At 67.6% G+C, this 14,756-nt stretch carries 14 protein-coding genes and 1 tRNA gene; 8 read left to right on the top strand and 7 right to left on the bottom strand.

Annotation, left to right across the window (positions count from 1 at the left end):
* Positions 1-14 precede the first annotated feature (14 nt).
* The 3 genes from DL990_RS03490 to DL990_RS03480 all read right to left on the bottom strand — a co-directional run bounded on the left by DL990_RS03490 (position 15) and on the right by DL990_RS03480 (position 2,021).
* The gene (locus tag DL990_RS03490) at positions 15-1,058 is read right to left on the bottom strand and encodes an ImmA/IrrE family metallo-endopeptidase (protein WP_125797841.1); all 1,044 of its coding nucleotides are present in this window, start codon (positions 1,056-1,058) and stop codon (positions 15-17) included.
* Positions 1,055-1,651, bottom strand: coding sequence for a hypothetical protein (locus DL990_RS03485; protein ID WP_233620373.1), 597 nt, complete (start codon positions 1,649-1,651; stop codon positions 1,055-1,057). The genes DL990_RS03490 and DL990_RS03485 overlap by 4 nt, the downstream gene beginning before the upstream one ends.
* A 287-nt stretch (positions 1,652-1,938) precedes the next feature.
* A tRNA-Leu gene (locus tag DL990_RS03480) sits at positions 1,939-2,021 on the bottom strand.
* Positions 2,022-2,150: 129 nt separating this feature from the next.
* Between DL990_RS03480 and DL990_RS03475 the strand changes: the two genes are divergently transcribed.
* The 8 genes from DL990_RS03475 (at position 2,151) to DL990_RS03440 (ending at position 11,995) form a co-directional block, all read left to right on the top strand.
* Positions 2,151-3,416, top strand: a complete 1,266-nt coding sequence (locus DL990_RS03475; protein WP_125781629.1) for an FhaA domain-containing protein — start codon at positions 2,151-2,153, stop codon at positions 3,414-3,416.
* Positions 3,417-3,576: 160 nt separating this feature from the next.
* The gene (locus DL990_RS03470) at positions 3,577-4,044 is read left to right on the top strand and encodes an FHA domain-containing protein (protein ID WP_007030429.1); all 468 of its coding nucleotides are present in this window, start codon (positions 3,577-3,579) and stop codon (positions 4,042-4,044) included.
* A complete protein-coding gene (locus tag DL990_RS03465) occupies positions 4,041-5,435 on the top strand; it encodes a PP2C family serine/threonine-protein phosphatase (RefSeq protein ID WP_125781627.1) in 1,395 nt (464 codons plus the stop codon). The genes DL990_RS03470 and DL990_RS03465 overlap by 4 nt, the downstream gene beginning before the upstream one ends.
* Positions 5,435-6,913 carry an FtsW/RodA/SpoVE family cell cycle protein gene (locus tag DL990_RS03460; protein ID WP_125781625.1) on the top strand — a complete coding sequence of 493 codons (1,479 nt, stop codon included), beginning with the start codon at positions 5,435-5,437 and terminating at the stop codon, positions 6,911-6,913. The genes DL990_RS03465 and DL990_RS03460 overlap by 1 nt, the downstream gene beginning before the upstream one ends.
* Complete coding sequence (locus tag DL990_RS03455) at positions 6,910-8,373, top strand: penicillin-binding protein 2 (RefSeq protein ID WP_125781623.1); 1,464 nt, start codon at positions 6,910-6,912, stop codon at positions 8,371-8,373. Before DL990_RS03460 ends, DL990_RS03455 begins: the two co-directional genes overlap by 4 nt.
* A gap of 3 nt (positions 8,374-8,376) precedes the next feature.
* A complete protein-coding gene (locus tag DL990_RS03450; protein WP_125781621.1) occupies positions 8,377-9,684 on the top strand; it encodes a protein kinase in 1,308 nt (435 codons plus the stop codon).
* Positions 9,681-11,645: a Stk1 family PASTA domain-containing Ser/Thr kinase gene (gene pknB, locus DL990_RS03445; RefSeq protein WP_125797839.1), complete on the top strand. Its 1,965-nt coding sequence runs from the start codon at positions 9,681-9,683 to the stop codon at positions 11,643-11,645. Before DL990_RS03450 ends, pknB begins: the two co-directional genes overlap by 4 nt.
* 77 nt (positions 11,646-11,722) lie before the next feature.
* Positions 11,723-11,995, top strand: coding sequence for a type II toxin-antitoxin system Phd/YefM family antitoxin (locus DL990_RS03440; RefSeq protein WP_125797838.1), 273 nt, complete (start codon positions 11,723-11,725; stop codon positions 11,993-11,995).
* 48 nt (positions 11,996-12,043) lie between these two features.
* Here the strand turns inward: DL990_RS03440 and DL990_RS03435 are convergent, their stop codons facing one another.
* Genes DL990_RS03435 through DL990_RS03420 form a run of 4 tightly spaced genes read right to left on the bottom strand, consistent with a single transcriptional unit; the run spans position 12,044 to position 14,668 of the window.
* Positions 12,044-12,589: an AAA family ATPase gene (locus tag DL990_RS03435; protein ID WP_125781615.1), complete on the bottom strand. Its 546-nt coding sequence runs from the start codon at positions 12,587-12,589 to the stop codon at positions 12,044-12,046.
* On the bottom strand, positions 12,589-13,233 hold the full coding sequence (locus DL990_RS03430) for a hypothetical protein (protein WP_125797837.1): 645 nt from the start codon (positions 13,231-13,233) through the stop codon (positions 12,589-12,591). The genes DL990_RS03435 and DL990_RS03430 overlap by 1 nt, the downstream gene beginning before the upstream one ends.
* Positions 13,221-14,027 carry an ABC transporter ATP-binding protein gene (locus tag DL990_RS03425; RefSeq protein ID WP_125797836.1) on the bottom strand — a complete coding sequence of 269 codons (807 nt, stop codon included), beginning with the start codon at positions 14,025-14,027 and terminating at the stop codon, positions 13,221-13,223. Before DL990_RS03425 ends, DL990_RS03430 begins: the two co-directional genes overlap by 13 nt.
* The gene (locus DL990_RS03420; RefSeq protein WP_125781609.1) at positions 14,024-14,668 is read right to left on the bottom strand and encodes an aminodeoxychorismate/anthranilate synthase component II; all 645 of its coding nucleotides are present in this window, start codon (positions 14,666-14,668) and stop codon (positions 14,024-14,026) included. Before DL990_RS03420 ends, DL990_RS03425 begins: the two co-directional genes overlap by 4 nt.
* Between the last annotated feature and the right edge of the window lie 88 nt (positions 14,669-14,756).

The following is a 14,756-nucleotide window of genomic DNA, read 5'->3' as shown; positions in this document are numbered from 1 at the left end:
CGCACTGATCGGACTCACACAGCCTGCAATCGTCGCGCTGGTCGCGCGAACGGGTTGTCCGCGGAGTCTTCCGAGAAACCGGCGAGCTCGGCGATCTCCTCATCGGAGAGGCCCTTGGCTCGCAACGTATCGCCGATCGCCGTGATCAGTTGCGGAAGCTCGGGCGCCAAGAGATCACCGTCTGGTTCCGTTGTCTTCCATCCGCGAGCGTTCATCGACTTGTAGAAGCTGGTTCGGTCTGTTGCCGAAACCTGCTTGAGGGAGTGAGCGCGCTCGAACAGCGCTTGCATCGAAACTCCCCAGACGCGCTTCAGGTCACGTAAGTGCCCGAGAGTCACGGGACGAAGATCAGGCTTGATCACGTGCGAGGGCATCAAGAACTCAGCCGCGAACTCATTGGCTTCTCGTTCGGGATCTTCGGTCGCGATCCCGTTGTGGAGCACGAGATGACCGAGTTCGTGAGCCAAGGTCAGTCGTTTGCGATCGACCGGAGCCGCCGAGTTGACCAGCAGCACGGGGTGATCGCCGATCCACTGGGAAAGCCCATCGATACGGGAAGTGCCGAAGTCTTCTTCCAGAATCACGCAGCCGGCGGCCTCGAGCCACCGGACCAGATGCCGGACCGGCCCGACGGGCAGCCTCCATTGGGCGCGCACCATCAGAGCCGCTTGCGCCGGAGTCGTGTCGATGGGATCGAACGTGGGTACGGACTGCTCCGCCCTCATCGACACATCTTCGAACAACACCGAGACATGCAGCCGGTATGCATTCAAGCGCGCTTCGAGCTTCCGCCACGCGGAAGCCTTGGTGGTTCGCTGACGCCTCATGTGCGCGTCCACGGCGAGGGCCCCCCGGACGGCATGGTCCCGGGTCAGAAAGCGTTTCGATACACCCAATGACCGCGCGAGCCTGTCCAGCACGTCGTCATCAGGCATCCGTTGGTCGTTCTCGTACCGGGACAACGCTGCCTGCGTGACCTCGGCCTCGGCACAGAGATCCGCTTGCGTCAGTCCTTGGGCGCGGCGAAGTGTTTCGAGCACATCGCCGATTCCACTCACGTCGCTTCGTCCTCCTCGTCTCGGGCCAGGGCCTCGTACAAGTCGATCTGCGGCAGCGACGGATCGACGGGAGTCCAGGTGATCGACGTACCGGCAGCTCCGGATGCCCCAGCATCCACCTCGACAGCCCAGATCGCATCTTTGTCCAACCCATCGCGCAAGGACACGATTGTGCTGCCGATCACGCGCTCTTCGGGATCCCAGCGGTAACCGAAGCCAAGGCGAACCTCTTCCAATCCTTCCAGAGCCTCGGATTGTGCCCAGAAGGCCAGTGCCGATTTCGTGGCGTACGACCTGACACGGTCTCGGCCCGTGTGCCGCTTCACACGAGCGCGGTACCGGAGACCGACCGTGACTTCGCGAGTGACTCCTTGATCCAGCAGCTCGACCGAATCGACGTCGGTGAGCTCTCGGCGCAAGTGCGCCCACAGACGATCATGGATCCAGTTCGAAAGCCCGCGTTCGCTGCTGTCCGCGACCCAGCCAGGGAAGGCATCGCGATAGTCGGCCAAGTCCGCCCTCGTGGCACTCGTAGCGTCGACCAGAGCGCCGACGACCTTGTCACCAAGGTCGTGCAGCACGTCCTCGACCATCGGATATGAAAACATACCAGAAAATATACCGGCTGCGCACACGCAACTACCAGCACAAACGTGTACAGACAAGCACTGCAAGAGCCGAAACCGACCTCGGCCACCGAGGTCTTTTCCATCACCAGGCCAGGGCCGCCAGGCCCGAGGCCGCCCCAAAGACCAACCAGAAGACCAACCGCCGCCGCACGCACCGTGGGGGTCCGGGGGGCTCGGCCCCCCGGGAGCTGACGAGCGACGACCACGCGAAAGAGGCCCCGTCGCGTAGCGAAGGGGCCTCTGAACAAGAGTGGGCGAGGAGGGAGTTGAACCCTCACGTCCTTTCGGACACACGGACCTGAACCGTGCGCGTCTGCCATTCCGCCACTCGCCCGAGTGCTTCGTTCTCTGACAGCTCGCAAAGCGTAGCAGGCTGATTTCACGGGTTTCACCGGGGGCCGTGTCCGACTGGCCGTACCCGGATAGGATCGACGGGGAAGCACACGTGTGAGGAGGTTGCCCGGTGGGCCGCGTTGAGCGCTTTGATAGGCGGCTCGAGAACCTCGTGGGCAATACCTTCGCGCGCATGTTCGGTGGCAATGTCGTCACGCAGGAAGTGGCGGTGGCGCTTGAGCGCGAGAGCGAGGAGAACGTTCGTGAGCTGGCCGGAGGTCGACAGCTCGCCCCCAATCACTACATCGTGTCCTTGGGGCAGGCTGATCACGAACGTATGGCCGGAGACGAGCGTCGGGTCACTTCGGTGTTGGCGGAGGCGGTCAAGGAACACCTCGCCGAGCACGGTTGGGACACCTATGGTGACGTCGTAGTTTCGCTCGAGCGCAACGAGGCGCTGCATACTGGACAGTTCAAGACCCGTTCGTCCGTCGATCCCGACGTCAAGCCCCACGGCGCCGAAGGTTCGTCACGGTCGGCACGACCCAGCAACGCAGGAGACCCAGCAATGAGCCAGCCCCCCGGCTACGGCCAATACGACCAGGGTGACCCGTACGGCCAGCAGGGCCAGTACGGCTACGGACAGCAGGCTGGCCAGCAGCAGCCCGGGTACGACCAGGGTTATGGCGGCCAGGGCCAGCAGCAGGGCGGCTACGACCAGGGCTACGGCGGCGCCCAGCAGCCCGGGTACGACCAGTACGGCGGCCAGCAGCAGCCCGGCTACGACCAGGGCTACGGCGGCGGTGCCGCGCAGCAGCCCGGATACGACCAGTACGGCGGCCAGCAGCAGCCGGGTTACGACCAGGGCTACGGCGGCGGTGCCGCGCAGCAGCCGGGTTATGACCAGTACGGCGGCCAGCAGCAGCCCGGGTACGACCAGGGCTACGGCGGCGGTGCCGCGCAGCAGCCCGGCTACGACCAGTACGGCGGCCAGCAGCAGCCCGGGTACGACCAGTACGGCGGTGCCCAGCAGCAGTACGGTCAGCCCGCGGCGGATCCGTACGCGCAGGGTGGCGGCTACGGTGGCCAGCCCGCGGCCGGCCGTCAGCTCGCGGCGAGCCTCCAGCTGGACGACGGATCGAACCGCTCGTACTCGCTGAAGCAGGGCGGGAACGTCGTGGGCCGTGGGCAGGACGCCGATTTCCGGCTCCCGGACACCGGTGTCTCGCGTCGTCACCTGGAGATCACCTGGGACGGCCAGAGCGCGACGCTCGCGGACATCGGTTCGACCAACGGCACGACCGTCAACGGCACCCCGGTGCAGACCTGGCAGCTGGCCGACGGCGACGTGATCCGCGTGGGCCACTCGTCTCTCGTGTTCCGTACGCAGGGCTGACCGGCGGCGTCCGGAGGGGGTATCGCAGAATTGCGGTGCGGGACCTGTGGTGGATCGGCACCTCGGGTCGTACGCGGAGAGCAGCGCTGTCCGGAGCCGACCATCCCGGACGGCACGGGCTCTCCGCGGCGTACAGGAGAAACGGGAGCGGACACAACAAGTGCCAGAGCTGGTCGTTCAACTCACCAGGGTGGGCTTTCTCGTGCTGCTCTGGCTCTTCGTGTTCGCCGCGTTGCGTGTCGTCCGTTCGGATCTGTACGCGGCCTCCGGGCTGCGAGTCGCCGTCCCGACGTTCGGTCGCAAGAAGAAGGAAAACAAGAAGCCGCGCGGCGGGAAGTCGCCGCAGCAGCTGCTCGTGACCCATGGTGCGCTGGCAGGTACCAGGATCGCCTTGGACGGCAGGCCGATCCTGATCGGCCGCGCCGACGACTCGACCCTGGTGCTGGACGACGACTACGCGTCGACCCGGCACGCCCGGATCGCACTGCGCGGGGAGGATTGGTACGTGGAAGATCTGGGCTCGACGAACGGGACGTACCTCGACCGGGCTAAGGTCACGGCACCCCTCCGGGTCCCGCTCGGAGTCCCCATCCGGATCGGCAAAACGGTGATCGAGCTTCGCCCATGACTCTCGTCCTTCGCTACGCGGCTCGCAGCGACCGGGGCCTGGTGCGTTCCAGCAACCAGGACTCCGTGTACGCCGGTCCCCGCCTGCTCGCCCTCGCCGACGGCATGGGCGGCCACGCCGCGGGTGAGGTGGCCAGCAAGGTCGTCATCGCCTCCCTCGCCCCACTCGACGACGACGATCCGAGCGACGACCTTCTCGCTCAGCTTCGCGACGCCATGCAGAACGGCAATGCCGCGATCGCCGAACTCGTCCAGCAGGACCCGGACCTCGACGGGATGGGCACCACGCTCACCGCCATGTTGTTCGCCGGTTCCCGGATGGGTGTCGTGCACGTCGGCGACTCGCGCGCGTATCTGATGCGCGGCGGGCAGTTCTCGCAGATCACGCGGGACGACAGCTTCGTCAACGAACTTCTCGAACAGGGCCGGATCACGCCGGAAGAGGCCGCGGTGCACCCGCAGCGGTCGCTGCTGCTGAAGGCGCTCACCGGCCATGAGGTCGAGCCGAGCCTGACCGTGCGCGAGGCCCGCGCCGGTGACCGTTACCTGATCTGTTCGGACGGTCTGTCCGGCATGGTCAGCGACGAGACGCTGGCCGAGGCGATCCAGATCCCGGATCCGCAGGCCTGCGCGGACCGGATGATCGAGCTGGCGCTCAAGGGCGGCGGCACGGACAACGTCACGGTGATCATCGCCGACGTCGTCGACGTCGACTTCGGTGAGGACGCGCCCATCGTGGGCGGCGCCGCCGGTGACGGCAGTGACGAATTCCATCAGGGCGACTCCCCCGCCGCCCGCGCCCGCGCGCTGACCCAGCCCGCGCCGCAGCCGCGGCCGGAGGTCCAGCCCCAGCAGGAGGACCCGAAGGTCAAGCGCCGGAGGCGATTTCGCTGGCTGGCGGGAGCAGTGGTCGTCCTGATCGTGCTGGCCGCGGCGGCGATCGCCACGCGGTACTTCGTGCTGAGCCAGTACTACGTCGGCGAGGGTGCGGGCGAGGAGGTCGTGATCTACCGCGGCGTCCCTGGCAGCATCCTCGGCATCGACCTGCACGCCTACGAGCAGGGCTCGTGCCCGCCGGGCGGCCTGTGCACCGACAAGCTGCTGGTGCCGGCACTGCAGGAGGACGCGCGGATCGCGGTGAAGAACGGCGTCAAGAAGGACAACCTCGACGACGCCCGCAAGTACATCGACGACTTCCTGCGTCCGCACAAGCAGCTGGCCGACTGCAAGCAGGCCACCAGCTCGACTTCCACGCCGCCCACCGCGTCGTCGCCTCCGGTGTCGTCGTCGGCGGCAGCCCCTTCTACCCCCGCCTCGCCGAGTTCGGCGAACCAGCCAGCGGGGAGGGACTGCTCGACGCCGACCACGGCAGCACCAGGGGGCGGTAACTGATGAGCACGCCGCTCGCCGATCCGGCTTCGGCCCAGTTCGCCACGAACCCTCCGCGCGAGCTGCCCAAGCGGCGCGGGACCGAACTCGTCCTTCTGGCGTTCGCGACGTTCATCGTCACCGTCGCGCTCGTGCTGGTGGAGGCGAACCAGGAGCAGGAGCTCACCAGCTCGATCATCTGGCTCGGCCTGTCGTACCTCGGGGTGCTGACGGCGGCGCATCTGGCGGTCCGCCGCTGGGCGCCGTACGCGGATCCGGTGATCCTGCCGTGTGTCGCGCTGCTGAACGGGCTCGGCCTGGTGATGATCCACCGGATCGACCTGGCGCTCGCGGAACGCGCGATCCAGCAGGGTAAGGAGTACACGCCGGACGTCACCAAGCAGGTGTTGTTCACGGCGATCTCGCTGGTGTTGTTCGTGGTGGTGCTGGTCGTGATCAGCGATCACCGCACGCTGACCCGCTACGGCTACACCTGTGGTCTGATCGGCATCGTGGCGCTCGCGCTGCCCGCGGTGCTGCCGTCGAGCCTGTCCGAGGTCAACGGCGCGAAGGTCTGGATCAAGCTGCCGTTCTTCTCGATCCAGCCCGGCGAGTTCGCGAAGATCCTGCTGATGATCTTCTTCGCCTCGTTCCTGGTGACGAAACGCGACCTGTTCATGGTCGCGGGCAAGCGGATCGTCGGTGTCGAGCTGCCGCGTGCCCGTGACCTCGGCCCGATCCTCATCGCGGCGGCCGCCTGCCTCGGCGTGCTGGTGTTCGAGAAGGACCTCGGTACGTCGCTGCTGTTCTTCGGCGTCACGCTGGTGATGCTGTACGTCGCCACCGAGCGGGTCATCTGGGTCGTGCTGGGGGTCGGTTTCTTCGCCGCCGGCGCGATCATCGCCTACAACCTGTTCACACACGTCCAGCAGCGCGTCCGGAACTGGATCGACCCGCTGGCCACCTACGACGACCCCGGCGGCGGCTACCAGGTCGCGCAGGGGTTGTTCGGGCTCGGCACGGGCGGCGTCGGCGGGACCGGCCTCGGCGCCGGACGGCCGGACATGGTCCCCGAGGCCAAGACGGACTTCATCACCACCGCGATCGGCGAGGAACTCGGCCTGATCGGCCTCACCGCGATGCTGATGCTGTACCTGATCCTGGCGATGCGCGGGATGCGCAGCGCACTCGCCGTGCGCGACACCTTCGGCAAACTCCTCGGCGGCGGTCTGTCGTTCGCACTGGTCATGCAGATCTTCGTCGTCGTCGGCGGCGTCACGAACCTGATCCCGAACACCGGCATCACCGCCCCGTTCCTCTCCCGCGGTGGTTCCTCACTGCTCGCGAACTACATCCTGGTGGCCCTCCTGCTCCGAATCTCCGACGCCGCCCGCAAACCCGCCGTGCGGCCGAAGCCGCAGCAGCCGCAAGCGCCGCTCGCCGAAGCGCACACGGTGATGGTCCAGCGGCCGCCCGCGACCGGTGAGGGGAGCCCCGCGTGAACACCCCGCTCCGCAAGGTGGGTGTCGCCATGCTCGTCATGGTGGTGCTCTTGATGGCCAACGCCACCTACATCCAGGTGGTCAAGGCCGACGACTACCGCACCGACTCGCGCAATGTGCGCGTGCTCTACGACGAGTACTCCCGCCAGCGCGGGCTGATCGTGACGCCCGACGGCGCCGCGCTCGCGAAGGTCGACCCGTCGAACGACAAGTACAAGTTCATCCGGACCTACGCCGATGGTCCGATGTACGCGCCGGTCACCGGCTACTACTCGATCAACTACGGCGCCGGCGGTCTGGAGCGGTCCGAGGACGATGTCCTCAACGGTTCCGACCCGCGGCTGTTCGTGCGGCGCCTTTCGGACATGGTCACCGGCCGCGACCCACGCGGCGGGAACGTGCGGCTGACGATCAACCCGGCCGTGCAGAAGGCCGCGTACGACCTGATGACGCAGAAGGGCTACACCGGCGCGGTGGTCGCGTTGGAGCCCAAGACCGGGCGCATCCTCGCCATGGTGTCGACGCCGTCGTTCGACCCGAACAAACTGGCCTCGCACACCACCAAGGAGCAGGTCGCGGCCTGGTCGCAGTGGCGCGACGATCCGAAGAAGCCGATGCTGAACCGCGCGATCTCGGAGACGTACCCGCCGGGTTCGACGGCCAAGCTGCTGGTGACCGCGGCCGCGCTCGAAGACGGCAAGACCGCGGACATGCCGGTCAGCACCGCGCCCAACGTGAAGCTCCCCGGCACGCAGACCACACTGGAGAACTACGGCGGCGCGGCCTGCAAGGGCAGCACGCTGAAGGAAGCGCTGCGGTACTCCTGCAACGTGCCCTTCGCCGAACTCGCGGGCGAACTCGGCAAGGACAAGCTGAACGCGATGGCGAAGAACTTCGGTGTCGGCGAGGACCTGGCCGTGCCGATGCGGGTCGCCGGCTCGTCCCTCGGCCCGCTCGAATCGAAGGCGGCCCTGTTCCAGAGCGCCATCGGCCAGCGCGACGTGCGGCTGACGCCCCTGCAGGACGCCCTGCTCTCGGCGACCATCGCGAACAACGGGATGGCGATGAAGCCGCAGCTCGTGCAGTCGCTGCTGGCGCCGAACCTGTCGACCATCGAGGACTACACCCCGGCCGAACTGACCGGTGACGCCGCGATGTCCAGCGCGAACGCCGCGATCCTGCGCGACATGATGCTGGCGTCGGAAGAGAACACGAAGGGCGCCGGCAAACGCGGCGACATCCAGATCGCCTCCAAGACCGGCACCGCCGAGCACGGCAACGACCCGAAGGCCACCCCGCCGCACGCCTGGTACACCGGGTTCGCGCCGGCGATGGACCCGAAGATCGCCGTTTCGGTGATCGTCGAGTCCGGGGGTAACCGAGGGCTCGAAGCGACCGGTGGCACCGTGGCCGCGGAGATCGGCCGCGCCGCCGTCAACGCCATGCTCGGGGGTGGATAGCGGATGCTGTCCTCGGGTCAGCTGCTGGCCGACCGGTACAAGCTGACGAACCGGATCGCCGTCGGCGGGATGGGCGAGGTCTGGCAGGCCAGTGACACGCGGCTGGACCGGACGGTCGCGGTCAAGATCCTCAAGGCGGAGCTGTCCGGCGACGCCGAGTTCCTGCACCGGTTCCGGACCGAGGCGCGGATGACGGCGTCGCTGAACCACCCCGGCATCGCCGCCGTGCACGACTACGGCGAGACGGTCGCGGACGAGCTGTCGATCGCGTATCTGGTGATGGAGCTGGTCGAAGGCGATCCGCTGGCCGCGATCATCACCCGCGAAGGACGGCTGAACGCCGAGCGGACTTTGGACATCCTCGAGCAGGCCGGTAACGCGCTGCAGGCCGCGCACGAAACGGGTCTTGTGCACCGCGACGTCAAACCGGGCAACATCATGGTCACCCCGGCCGGCCAGGTGAAGATCACCGACTTCGGGGTCGCCAAGGCCGCCGACGCCGCACCGGTGACCAGATCCGGCATGGTGATGGGCACCGCGCACTACATCGCCCCCGAACAGGCGCTCGGGCACAACGCCGAACCGGCGAGCGACGTCTACTCGCTCGCCGTCTGCGGCTACGAATGCCTCACCGGGCACCGGCCGTTCCTTTCGGAGAACGCGGTGACCGTCGCGATGATGCACATCCGCGACCTCCCGCCGCCGCTGCCGCCGGACGTGCCCCCCGGCACCCGCGCGGTCATCGAGGCGACCCTGATCAAGGATCCGAGACAGCGGTACAACAGTGGCGGCGAGTTCGCGGCCGCGGTGGCCGCGGTCCGCGCCGGGCTTCCGCTGCCGACGCCGTCGGGGCTGGTCAACGTGGCCTACTCGGCAGGCCAGCCGGTGCTGCCGCAGCAGGTCCCGCCCGGCCCGCATTCGCCGCAGAACCCGATGGCGGCGGTCGGACCGGCGTCGCATCCCGCGATGCACCCGGTCACCGGCCCGCCGCCGATGGCGGTCCGCCGCCTGCCCGGCAGACGGACGCAGTGGGGTTGGTGGGTGCTGCTCGCGGTGATCCTGATCGCAGTACTGGTGGCAGGAGCCTTCCTCATCGTGAGACTGGTCGGTTCGGGCAACGGACCGCAGTCGGGCGGCGTGGAAACGAGTGAACAAGCACCGGCTCCGGGTAAGAAGTCTGAAGGTCCTTCGCCGACATCCGCGTACCCCGCGGTGCCGACGGAGGGCGGCACCGAGGAGCCGGCCGGACAGGCGAATCCAGGAATGATGAGCAGCAAACCTTGGACGGAATGGAACGGCACGCAGAGATGAGCACACCAAGACTGCTCAGCAACCGCTACGAGCTGGGCGAGACACTCGGCTACGGAGGCATGTCCGAGGTCCACCACGGCCACGACGTGCGCCTGGGCCGGGAGGTGGCGATCAAGATCCTGCGTGCCGACCTGGCGCGGGATCCCCAGTTCCAAGAACGTTTCCGTCGCGAGGCACAGAACGCGGCGGCACTGAACCACCCGGCGATCGTCGCCGTCTACGACACCGGCGAGACGAACACCGAGTTCGGCCCGCTGCCCTACATCGTCATGGAGTTCGTCGAAGGACGGACTCTGCGGGACATCGTGAAGACCGAAGGCCCGATGTCGCAGAAGCGGGCGATGGAGGTCATGGCCGACGTCTGCGCGGCGCTGGACTTCTCGCACCGGCACGGCATCGTGCACCGCGACGTCAAACCGGCGAACGTGATGATCACGAAGAACGGCGCCGTCAAGGTGATGGACTTCGGCATCGCGCGCGCCATGCACGACGGGCAGTCCGCGATGACGCAGACCGCCGCGGTGATCGGCACGGCGCAGTACCTCTCGCCGGAGCAGGCGCGCGGTGAGTCCGTCGACGCGCGTTCCGACGTCTACGCCGCCGGCTGTGTGCTGTACGAACTCATCACCGGCGAGCCGCCCTTCACCGGCGACTCCCCCGTGGCGGTGGCGTACCAGCACGTCCGGGAAGACCCGAACCCGCCGTCGTCGGTGAACCCGGCCGTGGCGCCCGAGCTCGACGCCGTCGTGCTCAAGGCCCTCGCGAAGGGACCGGCGAACCGCTACCAGTCGTCGGCGGAGATGCGTTCGGACCTGGTCCGCACGCTGTCCGGCCAGCGGCCGTCCGCGCCGATGGTGATGTCGGAGGACGAGCGCACCCAGGTCATGGACTCCGACCGCCGGGTGCCGCAGCGCTACGACCAGTACGAGGACGAAGACGAAGACCCGGCCGCGAAGAAGAAGCGCCGTGCCTGGCTCATCGCCGGTCTGGTGGTCTCGCTGGCGGCGGTGGTGCTGCTGATCATGTGGCTGTCCAACGCGTTCAACGGCTCCGACGCGGAGAGCAAGGCGATCCCGAAGGTGACGGGCCAGTCCGAGGCTTCGGCGAAGGACACGCTCCGCGGGGTGGGGTTCAACTCGTTCGAGCCCACCAAGAAGATCACGTGCACCGGCGAGTCCGTGAACGGCCAGCCCGCCTGCGACGAGAACCAGATCGACAAGGTCATCGCGATCAGCCCTGCCGAGGGCCAGGTGACGCCCACCTCGGACAAGATCACGCTGACCGTCGGCGCGAAGCCGAGCAAGGTCAAGACGCCGGACCTCAAGGGCAAGAGCGTGGCCGAGGCCACGGCGGCGCTGACCGAAGCAGGTCTGAAGCTCGGTGCGACCAGCGAGGAAGAAACCGAAGACACCAACGAGGCCGGCAAGGTCATCTCGCAGAACCCGGCTTCGCAGGCCGAGGTCGACCAGGGTTCGAAGGTCGACATCACGGTCGGCAAGTCCAAGGAACTGAAGACGGTCCAGAACTACAAGGGCAAGACGCAGGCCGAGGCCGAAGCCGGCTTGAAGGCGGCCGGGTTCACCCCGCAGGTCACCAACGTGAGCTCCGAACAGCCCAAGGGCACGGTCATCGACCAGACCCCGAACGGCGGCAAGCTGGCCGTCGGCAGTGTGGTCAAGCTGTCCGTGTCGGACGGCAGCCAGGAGACCTTCGACATGCCGAACCTGCAGGGCATGACCGAGGAGCAGGCGACGCGTCAGCTGCAGCAGCTGGGGTGGAGCGGCAAACTGGATTCGCAGGCCGACAAGAACGGTGACCGGGACCTCGCGGGCAAGGTCAGCAAGACCAACCCGCAGGCCGGTGCGAAGATCGCGAAGAACGCGCCGATCACGCTGTTCATCGTCGAAGGCGACGAGACGCCGACGACGACGTCGAGCTCGCGGCTCTTCCCGCCCGGCTGACAGAGCTGAAAAGGGCCCCGCACGGTTTCGTGCGGGGCCTTTTTCATGCCCCGAGACCGGGGCACTACTTTTCGAGCATGGTCCGGCAGATCACTCAACACGAGCTGTGCGACGACATGCCGAACATCATGCGTGCCGTCGAAGAAGGGGACAGCTTCGTTCTCACTCGTAACGGCACGCCTGTCGCGGACATCGTTCCGCACAGCCGGATGCCGACCTTCGTTCCGTTAGGCGAGCTGATCGAGCTACTCGGCGATCTTCCGTCCGAAGATCCTGAGCGGTTCTTCACGGTTGTCGGTCGCGCGGCGGACCCTGATCCGCATCGCGGCCCGGGAGAACCGGAGCAGTGATCGCCCTGCCCCCACCGAGAACCGCACATCCAGCCATCGACCGGACATTCAATAGGGCGCCAAGCTGTCGAGAAGTCCTTGGTAAGCCTGCTGAATCCGTCCGGCGCCGGTGTGCACGACGACCGCCTTCGGTCGCGTGGCGATGAGCGCCATGAGCCTGTCGAACATCGCCGCGAGTTGTTCGGGTCCGCCCAGCATCTCGTGCGCTTCGACGTGTTCGGGCTCGGCCGCCGCGCGGGTGCGTTCGGCGAACCGCCGGAGCACGTTGTCCTTGGTGTCGAGCAGCACGATCTCGTGGAACTCCGCGTCCGTCTCCCCGGCGAGCGCTTCGAGTCTTTCGAGAAAGCCTGCGCGGCCGAGGAATTGCGGGACGATGACGTCGTGGCCCGCGAGCAGATGGGTCCGCGCGGCGTTCACGGCGAGGTCGCGGGCGAGCAGGCCCGCTCGCGCGGCGTTGTCCCGCCAAGCGCCGAGCAGGCCGCGGATCCGGTCGATGTCGAGGTTCAGCGTCAACGGGTGGTCTTCGGCGTACAGCCGGGCGAGTGTCGACTTCCCGCAGGCGGGCGGGCCGTTGAGTGCGATGAGACGCGGCATCAGGCGTTGCGGCGGAGCAGGTATCCGACGACCGTCGCGCTCAGCAGCAGGGCGGCGACCGCCGCCACCACGGCAACCGTGAACGGACCGGCCAGCGGTAGTTGCGAGGTCAGGGCACGCAGCAGCGGGTTGGCCAGCGGCAGCCATTTCACCAGGAGCACGGCCGCGAGCGCGAAGACCGCCGCCAGGACGGACCAGCCGACGCGCGGCACCAGCAGCCGCGAACAGGGCAGGCCGATCGCGATGCCGAAGAGCGCGCACAACGCGTGCGCCGCGGCGCCGAGGGCGAGGCTGCCGATCGGGAAGCCGCCGGAGCGGAGGCTCGACCACGCCAGCGTCACGACGATCAGCACGGTGGCGCAGCCGAAGACGGCCAGCGTGGCGCCGGCGAGGACAGATCGCCAGCGTCGTGCGTGGCTGAAGGTGACGAGCCGCTGGACCGGATCTTCGACGTCGAGCATCGCGATGGTCAGCCAGCAGGAGACCACCAGGAGCGAACCCGCGCTGATCCCGTACTGCGGCAGCAGTGGTGACTTCGGATCCGTGTAGAGCACGGTGTTGACCGCGAGGTAGGCGAGGATCGCGGGGAGATAGCGCTGGGAATGGCCGAGCAGCGCGAGGTAGTAGCGGGTCATCGCGAGCACGGCGCCACCTCCCGGACCGAGAAGCCGCGGTTGAGCGCGCGAAGCAGGACTGCGTCCGTGTGCCCCGCTTCGACCGTCAGGACGACCTTCTCGCCCTCGGTCTCGGCCTGGCGGACGCCGGGTTCCGAAGACCAGTCGCCACCGGGTCCGTGAAGGACGATCCTCGTCGCGCTTTCGGCTTTCGTTTCGACGCGAGTCAGGAAGCCGTCGTCCATCCGGTAGACGTCGTCGGCGTGGGCGTGCACGACGGCCGCGCGGTGGTCGGTGAAGACCACGCTCGCGCCCCGCTCCTTGGTCTCGGCGACGATTTCGCCGAGCACCGCGTGGGCTTCGACGTCGAGGCCGGACCAGGGCTCGTCGAGGATCAGCAGTTCCGGCTCGGCCAAGACGGCCTGGGCGAGGCCGACCTTCTGGGCGTTGCCCTTCGACAGGGTCCGCAACGGCGCGTCCGGCCCGCCGACCAGCGCCAGCCTGTCCAGCAAGGGGTCGATTGCCGACAAGTCGACAAGACCGTCGATGCGGGCCATATGCCGCAGGTACGCCCTGGCGCTCATCCGCTGCCCCGCCGGGAAACGGTCGGGCAGGTAACCGACGCGTGGGCCGCCCACGACGGCTCCCGAGGTCTGGCGAGAGAGGGCCCCAAGGATCCTGAGCAGCGTCGACTTCCCCGAGCCGTTCGAGCCGAGGACGCCGACGACGCGGCCCGCCGGGACGTCGAGGTCGACGTCGACGAGCACGGGTTCACCGCGGCCGTAGCGCTTCCCGACTCGTTCGAGCCGGATCAGCGAGGTCACGCAGCAGCGGCCTTCTGCAGCGCGCGGGTCGCCTGTTCGAGTTCGTTGACCGTGGCTTCGGGGACCGGGTGCCCGGCGGAAGCCATCCAGTTCGCCAGCATCCGATGCCCGCCCTGGGTGAGCACGGACTCGGGGTGGAACTGGACGCCTTCGAGCGGCAGTTCGCGGTGCCGCATGCCCATCACGACCCCGGACTCGGTGCGGCCTGTGATCTCGAACACGGCCCCGTCGATGGTTTCGGGCAAAACGGTCAGCGAGTGGTACCGCGTGGCGGTGAATTCCGCGGGGAGCCCGGCGAGGATCCCTTCGCCCGAATGGTGGACTTGACTGGTCTTGCCGTGCAGCAGTTCCGGGGCACGATCGACGGTGGCGCCGAAGACGACACCCAGGGCCTGGTGACCGAGGCAGACGCCCAGCATCGGGATCCGCTTCTCGGCGCATTCGCGGACGACGTCCATGCTCTGACCAGCACGTTCCGGGGTCCCGGGGCCGGGAGAGACGAGCACCGCGTCGAACTCGGCGAGCTTGTCGATCTCCACCACGTCGTTACGCCAGACGGTGCAGTCGGCGCCGAGCTGGGCCAGATACTGGACCAGGTTGTAGACAAAACTGTCGTAGTTGTCGACGACGAGCACGCGCATGGAGCCAGCTTAGCGGCTCTCACCAGGTGGACCGTACGCCAGATCACAATGATTGTTAGGGCTGCCTAACTTACCGTGGTAGGAGTGA

Source organism: Amycolatopsis sp. WAC 01416, from assembly GCF_003947485.1.
GTDB lineage: Bacteria > Actinomycetota > Actinomycetes > Mycobacteriales > Pseudonocardiaceae > Amycolatopsis.
Note: the sequence above shows the minus strand (reverse complement) of the source record. Positions and strands in the feature narration are given on the sequence as shown.